Annotated in this window: 18 protein-coding genes; 9 read left to right on the top strand and 9 right to left on the bottom strand. The window is 64.4% G+C overall.

Going from position 1 to position 18,838, the window contains the following annotated elements; translation table 11 throughout:
* Positions 1 to 142 precede the first annotated feature (142 nt).
* Positions 143 to 607 carry a CYTH domain-containing protein gene (locus tag AC54AF_RS25805; RefSeq protein WP_496638847.1) on the bottom strand — a complete coding sequence of 155 codons (465 nt, stop codon included), beginning with the start codon at positions 605 to 607 and terminating at the stop codon, positions 143 to 145.
* Between the two features lie 12 nt (positions 608 to 619).
* Positions 620 to 1,741, bottom strand: coding sequence for a M14 family metallopeptidase (locus AC54AF_RS25800; protein WP_496638846.1), 1,122 nt, complete (start codon positions 1,739 to 1,741; stop codon positions 620 to 622).
* 299 nt (positions 1,742 to 2,040) lie between these two features.
* Between AC54AF_RS25800 and AC54AF_RS25795 the strand changes: the two genes are divergently transcribed.
* Entirely contained in the window at positions 2,041 to 2,703 is a 663-nt protein-coding gene (locus AC54AF_RS25795) for a TetR/AcrR family transcriptional regulator (protein ID WP_496638845.1), read from the top strand.
* Between the two features lie 78 nt (positions 2,704 to 2,781).
* Here the strand turns inward: AC54AF_RS25795 and scpC are convergent, their stop codons facing one another.
* The gene (scpC, locus tag AC54AF_RS25790) at positions 2,782 to 4,278 is read right to left on the bottom strand and encodes a succinyl-CoA:acetate CoA-transferase ScpC (RefSeq protein ID WP_496638844.1); all 1,497 of its coding nucleotides are present in this window, start codon (positions 4,276 to 4,278) and stop codon (positions 2,782 to 2,784) included.
* 160 nt (positions 4,279 to 4,438) lie between these two features.
* Here scpC and AC54AF_RS25785 point away from each other — a divergent pair, with 160 nt between their 5' ends.
* Complete coding sequence (locus tag AC54AF_RS25785; protein ID WP_496638843.1) at positions 4,439 to 5,332, top strand: LysR substrate-binding domain-containing protein; 894 nt, start codon at positions 4,439 to 4,441, stop codon at positions 5,330 to 5,332.
* Between the two features lie 52 nt (positions 5,333 to 5,384).
* Here AC54AF_RS25785 and fucP read toward each other — a convergent pair whose 3' ends face one another.
* Positions 5,385 to 6,689, bottom strand: coding sequence for an L-fucose:H+ symporter permease (gene fucP / locus AC54AF_RS25780; protein ID WP_131688216.1), 1,305 nt, complete (start codon positions 6,687 to 6,689; stop codon positions 5,385 to 5,387).
* A gap of 371 nt (positions 6,690 to 7,060) precedes the next feature.
* Here fucP and AC54AF_RS25775 point away from each other — a divergent pair, with 371 nt between their 5' ends.
* Entirely contained in the window at positions 7,061 to 7,294 is a 234-nt protein-coding gene (locus AC54AF_RS25775; protein ID WP_131688218.1) for a DUF3563 family protein, read from the top strand.
* Here AC54AF_RS25775 and AC54AF_RS25770 read toward each other — a convergent pair.
* The 5 genes from AC54AF_RS25770 to AC54AF_RS25750 form a co-directional block, all read right to left on the bottom strand.
* Positions 7,291 to 7,476 (bottom strand): hypothetical protein, encoded by a 186-nt coding sequence (locus tag AC54AF_RS25770; protein ID WP_496638842.1) that lies wholly within the window; start codon positions 7,474 to 7,476, stop codon positions 7,291 to 7,293. The two genes, AC54AF_RS25775 and AC54AF_RS25770, sit on opposite strands and share 4 nt — an antisense overlap.
* 35 nt (positions 7,477 to 7,511) lie before the next feature.
* Positions 7,512 to 9,218: a lactate permease LctP family transporter gene (locus AC54AF_RS25765; protein WP_496638841.1), complete on the bottom strand. Its 1,707-nt coding sequence runs from the start codon at positions 9,216 to 9,218 to the stop codon at positions 7,512 to 7,514.
* A gap of 94 nt (positions 9,219 to 9,312) precedes the next feature.
* Positions 9,313 to 10,758, bottom strand: coding sequence for a LutB/LldF family L-lactate oxidation iron-sulfur protein (locus AC54AF_RS25760; protein ID WP_496638840.1), 1,446 nt, complete (start codon positions 10,756 to 10,758; stop codon positions 9,313 to 9,315).
* Positions 10,755 to 11,471 carry a LutC/YkgG family protein gene (locus AC54AF_RS25755; protein WP_496638839.1) on the bottom strand — a complete coding sequence of 239 codons (717 nt, stop codon included), beginning with the start codon at positions 11,469 to 11,471 and terminating at the stop codon, positions 10,755 to 10,757. Before AC54AF_RS25755 ends, AC54AF_RS25760 begins: the two co-directional genes overlap by 4 nt.
* Positions 11,468 to 12,265, bottom strand: a complete 798-nt coding sequence (locus AC54AF_RS25750; protein WP_496638838.1) for a (Fe-S)-binding protein — start codon at positions 12,263 to 12,265, stop codon at positions 11,468 to 11,470. The genes AC54AF_RS25755 and AC54AF_RS25750 overlap by 4 nt, the downstream gene beginning before the upstream one ends.
* A gap of 140 nt (positions 12,266 to 12,405) precedes the next feature.
* Here AC54AF_RS25750 and AC54AF_RS25745 point away from each other — a divergent pair, with 140 nt between their 5' ends.
* The 6 genes from AC54AF_RS25745 to AC54AF_RS25720 all read left to right on the top strand — a co-directional run bounded on the left by AC54AF_RS25745 (position 12,406) and on the right by AC54AF_RS25720 (position 18,709).
* Positions 12,406 to 13,119 (top strand): FadR/GntR family transcriptional regulator, encoded by a 714-nt coding sequence (locus tag AC54AF_RS25745; protein WP_496638837.1) that lies wholly within the window; start codon positions 12,406 to 12,408, stop codon positions 13,117 to 13,119.
* An 81-nt stretch (positions 13,120 to 13,200) separates the two neighbouring features.
* On the top strand, positions 13,201 to 13,623 hold the full coding sequence (locus AC54AF_RS25740; protein WP_496638836.1) for a hypothetical protein: 423 nt from the start codon (positions 13,201 to 13,203) through the stop codon (positions 13,621 to 13,623).
* Positions 13,624 to 13,862: 239 nt separating this feature from the next.
* Entirely contained in the window at positions 13,863 to 14,654 is a 792-nt protein-coding gene (locus tag AC54AF_RS25735; RefSeq protein ID WP_496638835.1) for a TorF family putative porin, read from the top strand.
* A gap of 59 nt (positions 14,655 to 14,713) precedes the next feature.
* The gene (locus AC54AF_RS25730) at positions 14,714 to 16,798 is read left to right on the top strand and encodes a methyl-accepting chemotaxis protein (protein ID WP_496638834.1); all 2,085 of its coding nucleotides are present in this window, start codon (positions 14,714 to 14,716) and stop codon (positions 16,796 to 16,798) included.
* A 142-nt stretch (positions 16,799 to 16,940) separates the two neighbouring features.
* Entirely contained in the window at positions 16,941 to 17,549 is a 609-nt protein-coding gene (locus tag AC54AF_RS25725; RefSeq protein ID WP_496638833.1) for a hypothetical protein, read from the top strand.
* A 131-nt stretch (positions 17,550 to 17,680) separates the two neighbouring features.
* Positions 17,681 to 18,709, top strand: a complete 1,029-nt coding sequence (locus AC54AF_RS25720) for an acyl-CoA dehydrogenase family protein (RefSeq protein WP_496638832.1) — start codon at positions 17,681 to 17,683, stop codon at positions 18,707 to 18,709.
* Positions 18,710 to 18,838: the final 129 nt, after the last annotated feature.

Below are 18,838 nucleotides of genomic sequence, written 5' to 3'. Positions count from 1 at the left end.
TTCGCAACACCACCAACCGCATGAGAGGAATAATACAAGGTCGGATTAGCGCGCAGCGCGTAATCCGACAGCACCACCAGCGCATGCAAAAAAGGCGGAACCGAGGTTCCGCCTTTTTCATTGCCACGTCAGTAATCCACCGTCACCACTGTGAAAACGGGTGGCGGATCAGGTTCGCGTTGTAGTAACGCGCATCGCCCGACACTTCCGCGCCGATCCACTCGGGTTTCTCGAAGGGCTGCTCTTCCGAAGCCAGTTCAATCTCGGCCACGATCAAACCAGCATTCGCGCCCAGGAACTCGTCGACTTCCCACACCATGCCCGCGTGTTCGATGCGATGGCGGACCTTTTCGATCAACGGCTGTTCGCACAGGCCGTCGAGCAGTTCGACGGCGTCGGCCAGCGGAATCGGATACTCCCACTCGCCGCGCGTCGCGCCCACGTTCGCGCCCTTGATGGTCAGCATCGCCTGTTCGCCCTCGATGCGCACGCGCACCACGCGCTCGCGCGCGGACGACAGATAGCCCTGGCGCAGCAATACCGCCTGCCCCAGGCCGCGCCAGGCGTCGCCTTGCAACAGGAATTTACGCTCGATCTCGACGCCCATGATCAACGCCGTTCAATCGAGAGACAGCAGGATAGGCTGCAGCATGGCCGCGCCCAAGGCCGCGCTGCGCGCGCCGTTCCAGCCCACGGCCGGATCGGGCAGGTCGTCGTTTTCCTTGAACGGCATTTCCAGGGTCAGCGCCAGGCAGCCGAAGTGGTGGCCGACGTATTTCGACGCCAGGGTCAGCATGTCCGACTTGTACTTGCTGGCCGCATAGCCGAACTTGTCCTGGAAATCGGGGCTGGCCTGCTTGTAGCGCTCGATGAAGGCCTTCTGGTGCGCCGCCTGGGCCGGCGTGAAGTTCTCCAGCATTTCATTGCCGGCCACGAAGTTGTACGGCAGCGCTTCATCGCCGTGGATGTCGAAGAACATGTCGACGCCCGTTTCGTGGATCTTGTTTTTCACGCACAGCACTTCCGGGCTGTTTTCCAGCGATGGCGTCATCCATTCGCGGTTCAGGTTGGCGCCGGCCGCATTCGTGCGCAGGTTGCCGCGGATGGAGCCGTCCGGATTCATGTTCGGCACGATGTGGAACACGGCGCGCTGCAGCAGTTTGCGCGCGATCGGGTTGGCGTCGTCGAGCAGCGAGTCGATCAGGCCTTCGACGAACCATTCGGCCATCGATTCGCCCGGATGCTGGCGCGCGATGACCCAGATTTTCCTTTCCGCCTGCGGGTTGCCGATGGTGACCATGTTCATGTCGCGGCCGTCGACCGTACTGCCCAGGTCGGACACGCGCGCCAGCGGATGCTCGGCCACTTCGCCCAGCAGGCGCAGGTGGCGCTCCCACGAATACGGCTCGAAGTAGGCGTAGTACACGCTGTCGAGTTCCGGCGTGTGCGAAATCGTCATGACCTGGCCGTCGAATGAGGTCGGCACGCGGAACCAGTTTTCGCTGTCGTAGCTGGCCACGGCCTGGTAGTCCTCATAGCCGGCCGGATAGGTGGCCTGGCCCGCGTTCAGGAAACGCAGCGTGCATGCCTGGCCGCGCGCGCCCTGCAGGCGGAAGTGGAACCACTGGTGGATGTCGGCGTGGCTATCCTTGCGCAAGTTCAGGTCGATGGCGCCGGCACTGGTGGCGCTTACCACCTCGATGGCGCCCGAGTCGAAGTTCTGGCTGATTTTAATGGTCATGTAATGATCCCGTCCGAATGTAAGTGTTCCGGCGTCGCCTCGTGGGCTGGCGCCGTTGTGCTAAACGCAGTGTAAGCTATCCCGCTATTTTCCGCCCTTTGGCCCCGTTCGCAAAGCCTGGCCAGGCAATTTATGCACCAATCCGGGGCATCGATGGAAAAGTGCGGGGCAAAAACGCGAAAAATCGGTCAGCTGTTGCATCTACCGGACAAAAAACTGATTTGTAACAGTGGCTGACACATTGGCGCCCGGCCGCCCCCCTATAATTCCTGCTTTCATAGAGTCGCCAGGAAAGAGTCGTGGACAAGAAGTTAACTAACATCCAGGAAAGAAAGTTACGCGAGGCTCAGGCGCGGCGCGAGCACATCATCGACGTCGTCAAAGATCTCATCAAGAAAGGAGGCGCGCGCGCCGTCTCCATCCGCAAGGTGGCTGAGGCGGCCGGCTTTTCCACCACCGTCGTGTACGCCCTGTTCCGCGACAAGGCCACCCTGATCGCCCAGGCCATGGACAAGGACTTGCTGGAACTGGTGCGCGCCATGCGCACGGCCTGCGCCACCAGCGATGACCCGTGGCAGCGCATCGCCCTGGTCGGCCGCGCCTACATCGAGTACGGCTTCCAGCATCCCGACGAGTATTCGCTGATCTTCATGGAGCTGCGTCCGCATGCGGAAATCGATGCCGTCGAAGTCGAACATGGCAATATCGAGCAGGACCCGTACGCCTATGCGCTGCACCTGTTCGGCGAGCTGGCGCAAACGGGCCAGGTGCGCCAGGACGAGCCGGCGCTGCACACGATGACGCAGATCTTCTGGCAATCGCTGCACGGCCTCGTGTCGCTGCGCATCGTCATGGATGCGGGCGACCCGTGGACGCCGCACCCGGAAATGCACGCGCATATCGACGACTTGCTCGCTGTCGTCACGCAAGGCATCCGCCTGCGCTTTGCGCCGGGCGCCTGACAACACCATTCGACACCGGTGTAAAAAAGGGCAGGCGCGGTGCTGCACCGCCCTGCCCTGTCTTGATGTGAACGAAGCTTACTGCGCTGCCAGCATGCTCTGCGTTTCCTGGTAGCGCGTATGCCACGACAGCGCCTGTTCCAGGAGGTGCGGCGTGTGGCCGCCGCGCAGGCATGCCGCGTCGTAATACGCGCGCAGCTGATCGCGGTAATCGGGATGCGTGCAGCGCTCGATAATCAACGGCGCCCGTTCGCGCGGCGCCAGGCCGCGCAAGTCTGCATAACCCCATTCCGTCACCAGCACGTCGACGTCATGCTCCGTGTGGTCCACGTGCGAGACCATCGGCACGACGCTGGAAATACGCCCGCCCTTGGCCGCCGATTTCGACACGAACATCGACACTTGCCCGTTGCGCGCAAAGTCGCCCGAACCGCCGATGCCGTTCATCATGTGCGTGCCGCACACGTGCGTGGAATTGACGTTGCCGTAGATATCGAATTCCAGCGCCGTGTTCAGGGCGATGATGCCCAGGCGGCGCACGATTTCCGGATGGTTGCTGATCTCTTGCGGGCGCAGCACGATCTTCGAGCGGTAATGGTCGATATTGTCCATCAGCTTTTGGTGCACGGCGGCCGACAGGGTGATCGACGAGGCCGAGGCAAACGCCAGCTGGCCCGAATCGAGCAGCTCAATGGCGCTGTCCTGCAGCACTTCCGAATACATCGTCATGTTCTGGAAGGGCGAACCGATCAGGCCATGCAGCACGGCATTGGCGATGGTGCCGATGCCCGCCTGCAGCGGCAGCAGTTCCGGGCCCATGCGCCCGGCCGCCACTTCGCCTTCGAGAAAGGCGATCACGTGGCCGGCGATCGCCTGCGTTTCCGCATCGGGCGGCAAGGCGTTCGACGGGCTGTCGGGGCTGTCCGTGATGACGATGGCGGCGATGCGGGCCGGGTCGATGGCGATGGCCGTGCTGCCCAGGCGCTGGTCCACGCGCGTGAGCGGTATCGGCTCACGCCCCGGCAGAGTTTGCGGAATATAGATGTCGTGCAAGCCTTCCAGCGCCAGCGGCGTGGACAGGTTGATTTCGATGATGACTTGCGTGGCCTGCTGGGCGAAAGCGGCGGAATTCCCCACCGACATGGTCGGGATGATGGCGCCGGCGGCCGTGATGGCCGTCGCCTCGATGACGGCGATGTCGACGGCGGCCAGGTTGCCCGAGCGCAGCTGCTCGGCCGTTTCCGACAGATGCTGGTCGATGAACATGACTTCACCGTTGTTGATCTTGCCGCGCAGCACAGGGTCGACCTGGAACGGCATGCGGCGCGCCAGCACGCCCGCCTCGGCCATCAGGCCGTCGCTGCCATTGCCCAGCGACGCGCCCGTGATCAGGGTCAGGCTGAGCGGATCTTGCAGGGCGCGCTCGGCCAGCGCGCGCGGCAGGGCCTTGGCGTCGCCGGCACGGGTGAACCCGCTCATGCCGACACGCATGCCGTTGTGGAACAATTTGGCTGCCTCATCGGCGCTCATGATTTTGCTGAGCAAGCCTGGGTGGCGGATACGGTCCTCGTACATCGTGATGCTCCTGATATTCTTAATATTCTCAAACTGGATGGCTGTCATACACCAACCCCATAAGTGGATTCAGTATAAAATCCCGACTACATGCATGGCATGAATTAATTTCGTCACATCCAGTCGATATTTTCATGCCTTGCCAACGCCGAGCCCCCTCTTGGATATCCGTTCCCTGCGCTATTTCGTCGAAACCGTGCGCCTGTCGAGCTTTACGCAGGCGGCAGAATCGCTGCACCTGACCCAATCGACCATCAGCAAGATGGTGCGCCAGCTGGAAGACGAGGTGGGCGCACAGCTGCTGGTGCGCGATGGACGCAAGCTGACCCTGACGGACACGGGCCGCATCGTCTATCAGCACGGCCAGGAGATGCTGGCCAATATGCGCCAGCTGACCCTGGAAGTGCGCGACACCCAGGCCTTGCAGCGCGGCAGCCTGACGGTCGGCATCCCGCCCATGATCAATGTGCTGTTCACGCCCGTCTTGAAGGCCTTCCGCGCACGCCATCCCAACATCAGCCTGACCCTGCAGGAAGACACGGGCCAGCAGATCGAGCGCCAGGTGGCGGGGGGCGAGCTGGAAATCGGCATGACGGTACTGCCGGCCGACCCGGAACTGGACCTCGTGGCAGTCACCATCGCCAGCTACCCGATCTGGGCCCTGGCCGAACCGGGCACGTTTCAGAAAAAACGCACGACACTGCCCTTCAAGGCGCTGGCCGACCTGCCGCTGGTGTTATTGAAAGATGATTTCGCCCTCACGCGCAGCCTGCGCCAGCATTTCGCGCAGGCCGGCTTCACGCCGGCGATTGCGGCCCAGAGCGGACAATGGGACTGGCTGGTGGCGATGGCCTCGGCCGGCCTGGGCGTGGCCCTGCTGCCCGAGCCCTTCATCCACCGCCTGGCCGGCGAACCGTTGGAAGCGGTGCGCATCGTCGAACCGGAGGTGGCGTGGCAGGTGGCGCATGTCTGGAGCGGGCGCTACCTGTCGCATGCGGCGCGCGCCTGGCTCGAGGTATGCCAGGACGTGCTGGGCACGCCGTTCGCCCACTGATGTAAAAAAGGGTGGCCGAGGCCACCCTTTGGATTGATCGCGACAGCGCGGCTTATTTGGCGGCGTCGTCGTTGTACATGCTGGCGTACTTCCAGCCGAAGTACAGAATGAAGGTGTAGCACAGGGCCGGTACGAGGAAGGACAGCTGCAGGTTGATGTGGTCGGCCAGGAAACCCTGGATGAATGGCACGATGGCGCCGCCGACGATGGCCATGCACAGGATGCCGGAACCTTGTCCCGTTTGCGCGCCCAGCTTGTTCAGGGCCATGCTGAAGATGGTCGGGAACATGATGGAGTTGAACAGGCCGACGGCGATCAATGCCCACATGGCCGTGTGACCGCTGGAGAACACGGCGACGAGGATCAGCGCGATGACGACGGCGGCGTTGAAGGCCAGCGTCTTGCCCGGGCTGACATAGCGCATCACGGCAAAGCCGACGAAGCGGCCCAGCATGGCGCCACCCCAGTAATAGCTGACGAAATACGCGGCGTCGGCGTGGCTGAGGCCCGCGATATGGCTCTCGCCCAGGAAGTTGATCAGGAAGCTGCCGATGCTGACTTCACCGCCCACGTACAGGAAGATGGCCAGCGCGCCCAGCACCAGGTGGCGGTGCGACCAGATCGAGACCTTGTGGCCATCCTGCGCCAGGGCGGCCGCATCGTCGGCATGCGAAATCTTCGGCAATTTTGCCAGCGCAAACAGCACGGCCAGGATCACCAGCGTGGCGGCCAGGACCAGGTACGGGCCTTGCACGGAGGCCGCTTCCTTGGCGCGGTAAGCCAGTTGCTCGGCTGCCGGCAACAGGTCGAACTGCTGCACCGTCAGCACGGTGCCCGACAAGATCAGCATGCCGCCCAGGGCCGGCGCCACGGTGGTGCCCAGCGCGTTGAACGCTTGCGTCAGGGTCAGGCGGCTCGACGCCGTCTGCGGGTCGCCCAGTTCCGTCACGTACGGATTGGCCGCCACCTGCAGCACGGTGATGCCGGCCGCCAGGATGAAGAAGGACAAGAGGAACAGCGCATAGCTGCCGGTAGACGCCGGGTAGAACATGGCGCAGCCGGCGGCCGCGATCAGCAAACCGGCGACGACGCCGCGCTGGTAGCCGATCTTCTTGATCAGCATGCCGGCCGGCAGCGAGACGATGGCGTAGGCGCCAAAGAAGCAGAACTGCACCAGCATCGCCTGGACATACGTCAAGGTGTAGATCGAGCGCAGATGGGGAATCAGCACATCATTGAGCGAGGTCAGCAGTCCCCACATGAAAAACAGCACCGTGACGATGATCAGGGCGCCTGTATTGTTTTGCGTGCCGGCCTGTGCGGACGGTACGCCCTGGCCTTGCTTTACGTATTCCATACCTTCTCCATTTTTCAATTCCAAGATATCAGCGTGGGCCATGACTGCCATCAGCGATACGGGGGCAGGCATGGCGTGTCGCGCGCGCGGCAGGCGCATGGCCGACCATTTCTCGTCAGAACGATGTCTTGTGGGCGCGGCACACTTGCGGGCTGCGTCTGAAAACAACATCCAGGACAAAACAGTCATGTAGTAAAACTACGATACTGCGCCGGCATTATGCCTTAAAGCCCCGTATTGCGCAGCTTTCCCGCCCGTTATTTGAAAAATGAATAGCTGACATTTGAAATCAAAAGTAGCCTTATAACTTGGAATCGCTATACTTATATTGCAGTGCAGCACAACGCGGCACGCCACACAAGGAGTCTGCCATGTCTACCGCATTTACTTACCACACCACGCAAAACAGCAATATCGTCGCCACCTTGGTTCACGCCGCCAAACGCGTTGGCGCCTGGCTGAACCACAGCAGCGACCGCCGCGAACGCGCTTACGAAGAAGCCTACCTGGCCGAATCGACCGACCGCTACGATCTGGAATACCGCATGCGCGAACTGGCCCGCGCCAACCCGCAGCCTAGCTGGATGAGCGGTCTGAGCCGTTAATATCCTGATCCGGAAGCAAGCAGTACCAGCAAGACCATAGCCAGCCCCATCCTGCTCGCCTCGCGCTTGAGCACCGGATGGGTATGCGGCAACAAGCGGCCGCCCGGCATGGCGCCGGGAAGGATCGCCATGTTGCAGTGCATCAGGTCATTTTCATGACCTTCTGCACGTTTTACTATCATTTCATCTAGTTTTACTACGTACTTCTACGGACTGCTCAGTGCGGGATCATGCCGGTGAACACGTACGCCTGCAACATGGTGATGATGCCGATGATCACGGCAAACAGCAGGCTGTGCTTCAAGGTAAAGCGGAACAGGTCCGATTCCTTGCCCACCAGGCCAGTGGCGGCGCAGGCGACGGCGATCGACTGGGGTGAAATCATCTTGCCCGTCACGCCGCCCGTCGTATTGGCCGCCACCAGCAAGGTGTCGGACACGCCGATCTGGTGTGCCGTGGTGTTTTGCAGGGAGCAGAACAAGGCATTCGACGACGTGTCGGAACCCGTCAGGAACACCCCCAGCCAGCCCAGGAACGGCGAGAAGAACGGGAAGGCGGCGCCGCTGCCGGCCAGCAGCAAGGCCAGGGTGGACGACATGCCAGAATAGTTGGCAACGAAGGCAAACGCCAGCACCAGGCCGATCGACAGCACGGGACGGCGCAATTCCACCACGGTTTCCACGAACGCCTTGATGCCATCGCGCGGCTTCATGCGCAGCATCCACATCGACAGCGCGGCCGTCAGCAAAATCGCCGTGCCCACGGCCGACAGCAGGTCGAGCTTGAAGACGGCGTCATACGCCTTCGGCTCCGCCACGATGGGCATCGTCTTGATCACCAGTTTATCGAGGTATGGCACGTGGATCTTGACGACCAGGCTTGACAAGGCGCCGCCGGCGGCGAACAGGGACTTGAAGCCGGGCAGGCTCCACACGGTGACGATGGCCGTCAGCAGGCCGAACGGCGCCCAGGCGCGTGCCGTTTGCGCCAGCGTATAGGGCGAGGCAGCGCGGCTACCGCTGCCGCGCAGGTCCACACTGCCTGCGCCACCGCCAAAGCCGGACAGCGCTGCGGCGCCGCCGCCAACGGCGTTGACCACCTTGGCATTCTTCGGCTGCCACACTTTCAGGAACAGGGTCAGCGACACCAGGCTGACGAGGGCCGAGGTGATGTCCGGCAGTTCAGGGCCGATGTGGTTCGACGTAAAGTACTGGGTGACGGCAAAGCTGAAACCCGTCACCAGCGCGGCCGGCCACACTTCGCGCACGCCACGCACACCATCCATCATGAAGACCAGCCAGAACGGTACGGCCAGCGACAGCAGCGGCAGCTGGCGGCCCGCCATGGCGCCGATCAGGAACGGGTCGATGCCCGTCACCTGGCCCGCCACGATGATGGGAATACCCATGGCGCCAAAGGCCACCGGCGCCGTATTGGCGATCAGGCACAGGCCCGCCGCATACAGGGGGTTGAAGCCCAGTCCCACCAGCAGGGCCGAGGTGATCGCCACGGGCGCGCCGAAACCGGCCGCCCCTTCCAGGAAGGCGCCGAAGGCAAAGCCGATCAAGAGCACCTGCAGGCGCTGGTCGTCCGTCACCGACAGCACGGAGGCGCGGATGATCTCGATCTGCCCCGTCTTCACGACGATCTTGTACAGGAAGACGGCCGTGACGATGATCCACGCGATCGGCCACAAGCCGTAGGCAAAACCGTAGCCGGCCGCCGCCAGCGCCTGCGGCACGGGCATGCCGTACGCGAAGATGGCGACGGCCAGCGCCAGCGCCAGGGTGACGGCGGCCGCCACGTGGCCCTTGATGCGCAGTGCCGCCAGCGCGATGAAGAAGAAAATGATGGGAACGGCTGCCGCCAGCGACGACAGCCACAGGCTGCCGAGCGGTGTATAAAGTTGGGTCCAGGTTTGCATGTCGGGTCTCCTCCGGTGGATGCTGTTAATGAAAAAAAAACGGCTGTTGATGTATTTTTTGTGTAGCGTGTTTTTATGCTTGAGCGGGGCCTGTTTATTCTTCCTGCCCGCGTGCATTGAGCAGGTCGGCCAGGCTGCGCGGCGCCGGCGTCAACGGCTTGCGGTGCTGCGTCCAGCCCAGTTGCGCGCGCGGCGTCAGCAGCCGCAGCCGCGTGGCGGCCCAGCGGAACAAACGGTAGCTGGCGGGGCGCGCAAAGGCGCCGCTCCAGAAACGCCAGATCAGGCTTTCGCCGCGGCTGAACTTGGCGCCCTGCCCGCGCAGCGGATGCATCACTTCCTCATGCGGATTGCGGTTCGCCTCCGTGCGCAGGCGCACCAGCAGTTGCGGGATCGGGATGCGCACGGGGCACACTTCGCCGCAGGCGCCGCACAGGCTCGACGCCGTGGCCAGGTCGGCCGTCGCGTCCAGCCCCAGCAAGTGGGGCGAAATGATCTTGCCGATCGGCCCAGGATACGTGGTGCCGTAGGCGTGGCCGCCGATGCGCGTATAGACGGGACAGTGGTTCATGCAGGCGCCGCAGCGGATGCATTGCAGGGTGGCGCGCAGCTGCTCGTCGGCGTAGGCCTGACTGCGGCCGTTGTCGAGCAAGACCAGGTGCACTTCGCGCGGCCCATCCTGTTCACCTGCGCGACGCGGACCGGAAATCAGGTTGAAATACGTGGTGATGGCCTGCCCTGTGGCCGAGCGCGTCAAGAGGCTGGCCAGCGGGACGATATGTTCGAGCTTGGCCACCACCTTTTCCATGCCCATGATGGCGATGTGGATCTCCGGCACGGACGTCGTCAAGCGGCCATTGCCCTCGTTTTCCACCAGCCACAGGGTGCCCGTGTCGGCCGCCGCGAAGTTCACGCCCGACAGGCCGATGTCCGCCTCGACAAACGCCTGGCGCAGGGCGCGCCGCCCCGTCTGGATCAGGCTGTCGACGTCTTCCGTGTAGGGCGCATCGGGAATATGCTCGGCGAACAGGCCGGCGATATCGGCCTTCGTCTTGTGGATGGCCGGCATGACGATGTGCGACGGCTTTTCGCCGGCCAGCTGCACGATGTATTCGCCCATGTCCGACTCCAGGCACGTCATGCCGCGCGCTTCCAGGTAGTGATTGAGCTCGATTTCCTCGCTGGCCATCGACTTGCCCTTGATGAAGCGCGTCGCCTGGTTCCTCTCCGCGATGGCGTGGATGATGGCGTTGGCCTGTTCTCCATCCTCGGCCCAGTGCACCTGCACGCCGGCCGCCGTCAGCCTGTCTTCCAGCTGCACCAGCAAATCGGGCAGGCGCGCCAGCGCGTGCTGGCGCACGGCTTCGCCGATGTCGCGCAGGCGTTCCAGTTCGTCGCCGTCGGGGAACTGGGCGCTGCGCTTGTCCTGTAAAAAATCCATGGCGCCGCGAAAGCTCTGGCGCAGCTTCGGGTCGTCCAGCGCGGCGCGGGCACGCGCGTGAAAATCCGCCGGTTTGACGAATTGCAGGGGCTTGGCGTTCATGGCTGGCCTCCTTCATGGGCTGACAGATCATCGACGATCAGCACCCACAGCCAGCGCGGCCCGTGCGCGCCATAGGCCAGGGTTTGCTGGATATCGGACGTTTTCGAGGGGCCCGACACCAGTACCAGGTTGGCCGGCATGCCGTCGGCCCAGCGCTCGGCGCGCGCCGCCGCATGCAAGTCCGCATGCACGGTACTGGCATACACGAGGCAGATGTGCAGCGGCGGCGCCAGCGACACCGTGCGCGGCGTGGCCGCGTCGGGCGCGATGACCAGGGTGCCGCTGGCGGCGATGCCCGAACGGGCGACGGTGAAACCGGCATCGACCGTGTCGAACAATTCGCCCTTCCACTGCGCCAGCGGACGCTCGAAGGACAGCGTTTCCACGCCAGCTGGCAAGGCGGCGCGCAAGGCCAGTCCTTCCCGGCTGTCGGCATCGAGCAGCAAACGGCGCACGCCGTGCGCACCGAGGCGCTGCGCCAGCAGGACGGGCCAGGCAGCTCCAGTCACGCAGTCGACTTCCGCGTGCGCGGCGCGCAGGGCGGCCTGCATGGCGGCTATCCTGTCCCGTGGTGACAGCGGCGCTGCGGCGCGGCGCGCCAGGTAGTGCTGGTCGATGGCCATATCGATGACTCCCACCGCGTCGGGCGCGGAGGGCGCGGCGGCGCGCAGGCGCCCCAGCATGCGTTCGCGGGCGGTCCATGCCGTACTCATGGCGCACCTCCCGTGCGGCGCCACAAGAAGCTGGCCAGGTGCTCGACGGGCAGCGGCGCGCCCTGGTGCTGCGCGGCGTGGCCGATATTGAGCAGGCAGCCGCAGTCGGCCGAGACGAGTCGGTCGCAGCCCGTGGCGCACGCCGAGGCGATCTTGTCGCTGACCATGGCGCCGGAAATATCCGGGTGTTTCAATGAAAACGTGCCGCCGAAGCCGCAGCATTCCGATTCGCGCTGGTGTTCGATGCGCGTCACGCCGGGCAGGGCGTCGAGCAAGGCCACGCCATGCACCCGCGTGCCCATCTCGCGGCGCGCCCCGCACGAGGTATGCAGCACCACGTTTTCCTCCGCCTGCCCTGGGCCAGCCAGGGCCAGGCCGGCCAGGTTGAGTTTCAGCACGCAGACGAGAAATTCGCTCAGTTCATACACGCGTTCGGCCAATTCGACCGCCTTGGGGCCGGCCACGGGATCGTCGTGGAACAGCTGCGGCCAGTGGTGGCGCATCATGCCGGCGCACGAGCCGGATGGCGCGATCACGGGCCACGGCTGCGCAAACAGGTCGAGCTGGGCGCGGGCCACGGCGCGCGCCTGTTCCGGATTGCCGCTGCTGTAGGCGGGCTGGCCGCAGCAGCTCTGGCCGCGCGGATAATGCACCAGCAAGCCTTCCCGCTCCAGCAGGCGCACCGCGTCGAGTCCCGCCTGCGGCACGAACAGGTCGACCAGGCAGGTGGCGAACAGGTACACCTGGAGCGGTGCGGGTGGATAGCGGCGTGGCTGGCGCGGGTCTGGCTGCATGAGTGTGTCTCCCCGGCGCTCTGTGTGTTGCTGCGGCGCCGCTGTATGTTGTTAAGAATGACTGGTTCACGCATAATTCCAGCTTCCGCAAGCCACTTCAAATTGCTCGGACCACTTTAAAACAACACCGGGAGACAGCGATGGCGACAGGCATGCAAACGCGGGGCAGGGTCGAGATGGTGATGCGCAGGCTGGAGACGGCCCTGCTGGACGGCAGCTTGCCGGCGGGCGCGCAGTTGCCGGCCGAACGCCTGCTGGCGCTGCAATATGGGGTCTCGCGCAATACCGTGCGCGAAGCGGTGCAGCGGCTGGCGGCGCGGGGACTGGTGCGCAGCCGGCGCGGCGCGGGCGTGTTCGTGACGGATCAGCTGCGCACCGGCATGGCCTCGCCGTGGAGCCAGCTGGTGGCCGACCACCCCGCCCTGCGCGACGACATCCTGGAATTTCGCCGCGTGCTGGAAGGAGCGACGGCCTATTTTGCGGCGCAGCGGGCCAGCGGGGACGAGCGCGCGCAGATCATGGCGCTGCTGGCTGAACTGGAACAGGCGCGCGCCAGCGACGACAAGCACGGCGAGGCGCAGGCCGATGCACGGCTGCATGAAGTCATCGCGCAGGCGTCGCACAACACCATGTTCCTGCATTTGCACACCAGCATCATCGGCATGCTGCGCGAACACATCACCATCAATGGCACGGGCTTGCGCCAGCAGGACGAGGCCACCTCGCTGCACCTGCTGTCGCAGCACCGCACCCTGTGCGAGGCCATCTGCGCCAGCCAGCCGGAGGAGGCGCGCACGGCCATGCAAGGCCACATCGATTTCGTGCGCACGCGCGTCACCAGCGACGACGATTGAGGCCATTGGTAGGACCAATGCATGCGCACGGCAGCGGCAAAAACTGCTACCATCGCGCGCCGCCACTCCTTTCGTCCGCACATGACCGTCCTCAGCCACACCCACCCGCTGGTGCGCCAGCTGGAAAACGACTTGCTGCCCCTGTTCCGCGCCGCTCTGCCGCCACTCGCGGCCGCCGCGCCACAGGTGCTCGCTTCCGTGTTCGCCTTTTCCAGCGGCACGGCCAGCGCCTTCCAGGATTATCATTTCGGCATTTCCTGCCTGCTCGCAGACGTGTCCGAAGTGCCCGACGATGCCCCGGAAGAAGTCGCCCTGCTGGTCAGTGTCACGGGGCTCGACGCCAACGCCCGGCTGAGCGCACAGGTCGTCTGGGGCCAGCCATCGGGCCGCGTGGAAGCGCAAGCCGAGCTAGATGCTGGCGACCTGCCTGCCCTGCATGCAGCCCTGCCCGGCCTGCTGGCCAGCTTGCAACAGGCAGCCAGCAGGGGCAGGCCTGGAATGTGACAGGCGCATGAAAAAGTGCCAGGAAACAACAACTTACGATTTCCCTAGCGCAACTTTATTGACTTCCACTAGCCCTAGCCCCTATCCTTTCAGTTACGTTTGGTGAGAATGTGTGCATGTTCAGGCGAGCATGCAGACGGCGTCGCCTTGCTTGCGCAAAGTCCATTCCGCATTTTTATCGCAACCATCAGGGCAACGTGCCTGGACGGCCGCTGCCAGCAAATACGGAGCCGACTGCCATGCCATCGAACCGCCATTTTCCTGCAACATCCTTGCTGGGCTGCATCTTCCTGCTGGCCGCCCTGCCCGTGCAGGCCCAGACCACGGACAGCCCTGCCGCCACCTTCAGCGCCAATGCCAGCCTCACCTCGCAGTACATTTCGCGCGGCTTTCGCCAGACCTGGGGCAAGCCGGCCCTGCAAGCGGGCGTTGACTACGCGCACCCCAGCGGCTGGTCGCTGGGCACCTGGGCGTCCACCGTCAGCGACCGCTATATCGAGGATGCGACCGTCGAATGGGACCTGTACGGCGGCTACAGCGGCACGGTGGGCGAACTGGGCTACAGCGTGCTGGCGTATTACTACAAGTATCCGGGCGCCGTCTACCGCGCCACGGGCGTCAAGTACGACTATGGCGAACTGTCGCTGGGCCTGAGCTACAAGATGCTGTACGCCAAGTACAACCATACCGTCACGCGCGACTTTTTCGGCATCACGAATGCGCGCGGCACCGGTTACCTGGACGTGGGCGCGAATGTTGACCTGGGCAATGCCTGGACCTTGAACCTGCACGCCGGCAATGGCCGGGTGGCGGGCACGGGCAATGCCATGTGGAACTGGCGCGACGCCAAGGTGGGCGTCACCAGGGCCTTCGATGGCGGCTGGAGCCTGAGTGGCGCCGTGACGCGCGCCTGGGGCGCCACCGACGCCTACGACCATTACACCCTGGGCATCCCGAATGGGGCTGGCCAGGTCGACACTTCGAACCCGGCCGCAACCACCTTCGTGCTAGCCATCAGCAAGACGTTCTAGGCGCGCCACCCGCGCTGCGCCCAAGACACCGATACCCCTCCCGACCAAGGAATAGCCTCATGCAACTCTCACTCAACATTAAAATCTGCGTCGCCGCTACCGCGCTCGCCATCCTCAGCCTGGGCGTCACGGCGGCGGTGATCGGCTACAAGAGCAGCGCCAGCGCCGAAGCGGCCGCTTTGGAACTGGCGCGCACGTCGGCGCGCGAAGTGGCGGGAGCACTGCAGGCACGCATCGCCAGCAACCTGGCCAGCGTTTCCAGCCTGGCCGGCGCCATGCGCGGCACCAAAAGCGCCAGCCTGCCCCTGCAGCGCGATCAGATCAATGAACTGACCAAGGCGACGCTGACCAGTTCGGAAGACTTGCTGGGCGCAGCCGTGACGTGGGAACCGGACGCGCTCGACGGCAAGGATGCAGAATTTGCCAACCAGAAACCAAACTATGACGCCAGCGGCCGCTTCATGCCCTACTGGACGCGGGGCGCCGGCGGCAAGCTGCAAGTCGAACCCATCGTCTTCGACCCGAAACCGGGCGCCAACGACTGGTATGACGTGCCCAAGCGTACCGGCAAGACCTACTTTACGGAACCATACATCTACCCCGTCGATGGCAAGGATGTATTGATGGCCTCGCTGGTGGCCCCCATCATGATCGATGGCGGCTTCAAGGGCACGGCCAGCGCCGACTTCATGCTCACGCGCCTGGCGAAGATCCTGGCCGGCCTGAAAGTGATCGAGGGCGGCAAGCTGGCCCTGATCTCGAACGGCGGCCTGTACGCCAGCCATCCCGCGCCTGAACGGCTGGGCAAAAAGGCGGACGACGTGCCGGCCGCCGGCCTGGAAAAAGTGCGCCAGGGCCAGGCGTATGAATACGAGGACGACAAAGGCTACATCCACCTGCTGCAGCCGCTGCAGATCCACCCCGATATCGCGCCGTGGAGCGTGGAACTGAACTTCCCGAAAAGCGTGGCCACGGCCTCGGCGCGCGACCTGATGATCTACACCCTGATCGTCGCCCTGCTGTGCGCGGCGGCCACGGCCGGCATCCTGATCCTCGTCGTCAACCAGCTGACGCGCCCCCTGCGCACCCTGGGCCGCACCATGACGGACCTGTCGAGCGGCGACGCCGACCTGCGCGTCAAGCTGGAAGTCAAGGGCACCGACGAGCTGGCCGTGATTGGCAAGGGCTTCAACGCCTTCGTGGAAAAGATCCACGCCGTGCTGCTGCAAGTGCAAGCCAGCGCAGACAACGTGGCGCGTGCCAGCGCGGAAATTGCGCAAGGCAATAATGACCTGTCGGCCCGCACGGAGCAGCAAGCCAGTTCGCTGGAAGAAACGGCCGCCTCGGTGGAAGAGCTGACGGGCACCGTCAAGGAAAACGCCGACCATGCGCGCCAGGCGAATCAATTGGCCGCGTCGGCGTCCAGCGTGGCGCAAAAGAGCGGCGAAGTGGTGGGCAAGGTGATCGAAACCATGACGTCGATCAATGACTCGTCGAACAAGATCGTCGACATCATCAGCGTCATCGACGGCATCGCCTTCCAGACGAATATCCTGGCCCTGAACGCGGCCGTGGAAGCGGCGCGCGCGGGCGAACAGGGCCGCGGCTTCGCCGTCGTGGCGACCGAGGTGCGCAACCTGGCGCAGCGCTCGGCGGCGGCAGCCAAGGAAATCAAGCTGCTGATCGACGATTCCGTCGGCAAGGTGGCCGCCGGCAGCAAGCTCGTCGATGAAGCGGGCGCCACCATGGAGCAAGTGGTCGACAGCGTGCGCAAGGTCACTGCCATCATGGCCGACATCAGCGTCGCCACCACCGAGCAAAGCGACGGCATCACCCAGGTCAATCAGGCGCTGGCGCAGATGGATGGCGTGACGCAGCAAAACGCGGCCCTCGTCGAGGAAGCGGCAGCGGCCGCCGAAAGCCTGCAAGACCAGGCCAGCCATCTGGCCGAGGTGGTCAGCGTGTTCAAGCTGGGCGCACAGCAACAAGCGGCGGCGCCGGCAGTGAAGACGGTGGCAACGCCGCGCACGCCGCCAGCCGTCAAGGCGGCGCCGCCAGGCAAGCGCCTCGCCTCGATCAAACCGGCGCCCGCGGAAAAAACGCAAGCCAAGGCGCCAGCCGGTGATGACTGGGAAGAGTTTTAAGCAGGCCATGCCTGCCGGTAGCGCGTTGCTCTTGATTTAAATCAAATCACGAATACATTCGGTGAGAATTGCCACCCATCCATCCTTTTATACTGTTGCCGCGCCTACGGCACGCATGCTTGCCGGCATAAAAGGATGGGGCATGAAAAAAATTGTGGCAATAGTATTGACATCGGGCACCACACTGCTGGCAGGCTGCGGCGGTGGCGGTGGCGGTGGCGGTGGCGGCAGTGATGCTGGCTCGACGCTGGCCTCCTACGTCGGCACCTGGCAAGCGCCATGCGACGACCATGAGCGCGAGATCATGGTCGTCGCAGCCAAGGCCGATGGCAGCGGCGCGATGGAACTCACCGCCACCACCGAAACCTATCTCAAGGCCGGCTGCGGCGGCGCCTTGCTGGGGACGGAAAGCATGACCGCGAAGATCAGCGCGACGCCGGATGGCGTGGCCGACGTTCTGGTCAAACTGACGGAAAATGGTGCCCCGACCAATGTGCGCATCGACAAGCTGAGCCTGTCATTACCCGCCTATAGCTTCAACGTCACGGGGCCTGGCGTGCAATACGTAAAGAAAGATGGCAAACAGCAATGGTGCATCGAATATGAAGGGGGCTCCAGCTGCCTCCTCGACGAAGGCATGCGCCCGGCGGAAACCATCAAAGGTGGCGTTCTATTGCGCGACAACACCCTCTACACCTTCTCGCATAACGGCACCAGTTATGTGCCCGACATGCTGTATGTAAAAAAATAGGTACGGGTCTGGCTGCGGGGGCCCATGGCCCTGCAGTTGCATGGCCTCGCGTCCGTTCGTGAGTGTATGTGCAAAATCGAACAGACATGGCGAAAGCAACAGGCTATCCTGTTGAAAAACAGGAGCTTGCCATGCCACCCACCGCTTTCTCCCTGCCTTCCGGCGCTGCACTGGAGGCTCTGCTGCAGCCACAGGACAGCGCTTTTCACCCCATCGAAGGCTTGCGGCGCTTGCGCGACGGGGGACTGGACCAGCTGCCCCTGCCCGGCCACGGCGCCACCCTGCGGCGCTGGCAAATGCTGGCCGCCATCGCCGCCGTCGACCTCTCCCTGCTCAAGCTGTATGAAGGCCATACCGATGCGCTGGCCATCCTGGCGGAAATCGGCGGCCCCAGCGTGCCGGCCGGCGCCGGCTGGGGCGTCTGGTGCGCGGACATGCCGGGGACCCGCGTCAAGCTGCGGCAGATGGCCGATGGCCACCATGTGCTCGACGGACGCAAGGCCTGGTGTACCGGGGCGAATGGCCTCAGCCATGCATTGATCAGCTGCTGGAACGACGCTAACCAGGCGTGCCTCGCCTGCGTGCCCCTGTCGCAGCCCGGCGTGCGCGTCACGGACGAAGGCTGGCAAGCCGTCGGCATGCTCGCCTGCGCCAGCGTCGACGTGACCTTTTCCGCCGCGCGCGCCTTTCCCGTGGGCGCGCCGGGCGCGTATCTGGCCCGCCCGGGCTTCTGGCATGGCGGCGCCGGCATCGCGGCCGCCTGGTATGGCGCGGCCTGCGCCGTCGCCAGCCACCTGCATGCGCGCGCGCAGCACGCCGCCCCCGACCGTGTCCGCCTGGCGCAACTGGGGCAAATCGACTGCGCGCTGCGCGCCGTGGGCGCCCTGCTGCGCGAAGGCGCCGCCGAGATCGACGCACAGCCGCAGCGCGACGCCATGGGCCTGGCGCTGCGCCTGCGTCTGGCAGCGGAAGATGCCGCCACCCTGGTCCTGCACCTGGCCACGCGCGCGCTGGGCGCCGGCCCCCTGTGCCGCAATGCCCGTTTCGCCCGCCTGGCAGCGGACCTGCCCGTCTTCCTGCGCCAGAGCCATGCCGAACGCGACCAGGCCGTGCTGGGCGGCATTGTCGCCGGCGCCGAAGACCATCCGTGGACGCTGTGACGGCGCGCGGACAAAAAAATCGCCGGACCGGATTGACTCCGGGCCGGCGATCATGGCGCGCCTGACTACGTGATTACCTGAGCGGCATGGCGATGCCGAACATCACCGACTGGGTGCGTCCGCTATCGA

The sequence above is a fragment of the Janthinobacterium sp. JF4 genome, assembly GCF_059617925.1.
This window is presented reverse-complemented; position numbering and strand designations above follow the sequence as displayed.

Excerpts from the sequence above, each read along its gene's own strand:
- AC54AF_RS25720 (WP_496638832.1), top strand. The coding sequence starts at position 17,681 with ATGCCACCCACCGCTTTCTCCCTGCCTTCCGGCGCTGCACTGGAGGCT.
- AC54AF_RS25755 (WP_496638839.1), bottom strand. The coding sequence starts at position 11,471 with ATGAGTACGGCATGGACCGCCCGCGAACGCATGCTGGGGCGCCTGCGC.
- AC54AF_RS25775 (WP_131688218.1), top strand. The coding sequence starts at position 7,061 with ATGTCTACCGCATTTACTTACCACACCACGCAAAACAGCAATATCGTC.
- AC54AF_RS25750 (WP_496638838.1), bottom strand. The coding sequence starts at position 12,265 with ATGCAGCCAGACCCGCGCCAGCCACGCCGCTATCCACCCGCACCGCTC.
- AC54AF_RS25745 (WP_496638837.1), top strand. The coding sequence starts at position 12,406 with ATGGCGACAGGCATGCAAACGCGGGGCAGGGTCGAGATGGTGATGCGC.
- AC54AF_RS25770 (WP_496638842.1), bottom strand. The coding sequence starts at position 7,476 with ATGATAGTAAAACGTGCAGAAGGTCATGAAAATGACCTGATGCACTGC.
- AC54AF_RS25735 (WP_496638835.1), top strand. The coding sequence starts at position 13,863 with ATGCCATCGAACCGCCATTTTCCTGCAACATCCTTGCTGGGCTGCATC.
- AC54AF_RS25800 (WP_496638846.1), bottom strand. The coding sequence starts at position 1,741 with ATGACCATTAAAATCAGCCAGAACTTCGACTCGGGCGCCATCGAGGTG.
- AC54AF_RS25805 (WP_496638847.1), bottom strand. The coding sequence starts at position 607 with ATGGGCGTCGAGATCGAGCGTAAATTCCTGTTGCAAGGCGACGCCTGG.
- AC54AF_RS25760 (WP_496638840.1), bottom strand. The coding sequence starts at position 10,758 with ATGAACGCCAAGCCCCTGCAATTCGTCAAACCGGCGGATTTTCACGCG.
- AC54AF_RS25740 (WP_496638836.1), top strand. The coding sequence starts at position 13,201 with ATGACCGTCCTCAGCCACACCCACCCGCTGGTGCGCCAGCTGGAAAAC.
- AC54AF_RS25765 (WP_496638841.1), bottom strand. The coding sequence starts at position 9,218 with ATGCAAACCTGGACCCAACTTTATACACCGCTCGGCAGCCTGTGGCTG.
- AC54AF_RS25725 (WP_496638833.1), top strand. The coding sequence starts at position 16,941 with ATGAAAAAAATTGTGGCAATAGTATTGACATCGGGCACCACACTGCTG.
- AC54AF_RS25730 (WP_496638834.1), top strand. The coding sequence starts at position 14,714 with ATGCAACTCTCACTCAACATTAAAATCTGCGTCGCCGCTACCGCGCTC.
- scpC (WP_496638844.1), bottom strand. The coding sequence starts at position 4,278 with ATGTACGAGGACCGTATCCGCCACCCAGGCTTGCTCAGCAAAATCATG.
- fucP (WP_131688216.1), bottom strand. The coding sequence starts at position 6,689 with ATGGAATACGTAAAGCAAGGCCAGGGCGTACCGTCCGCACAGGCCGGC.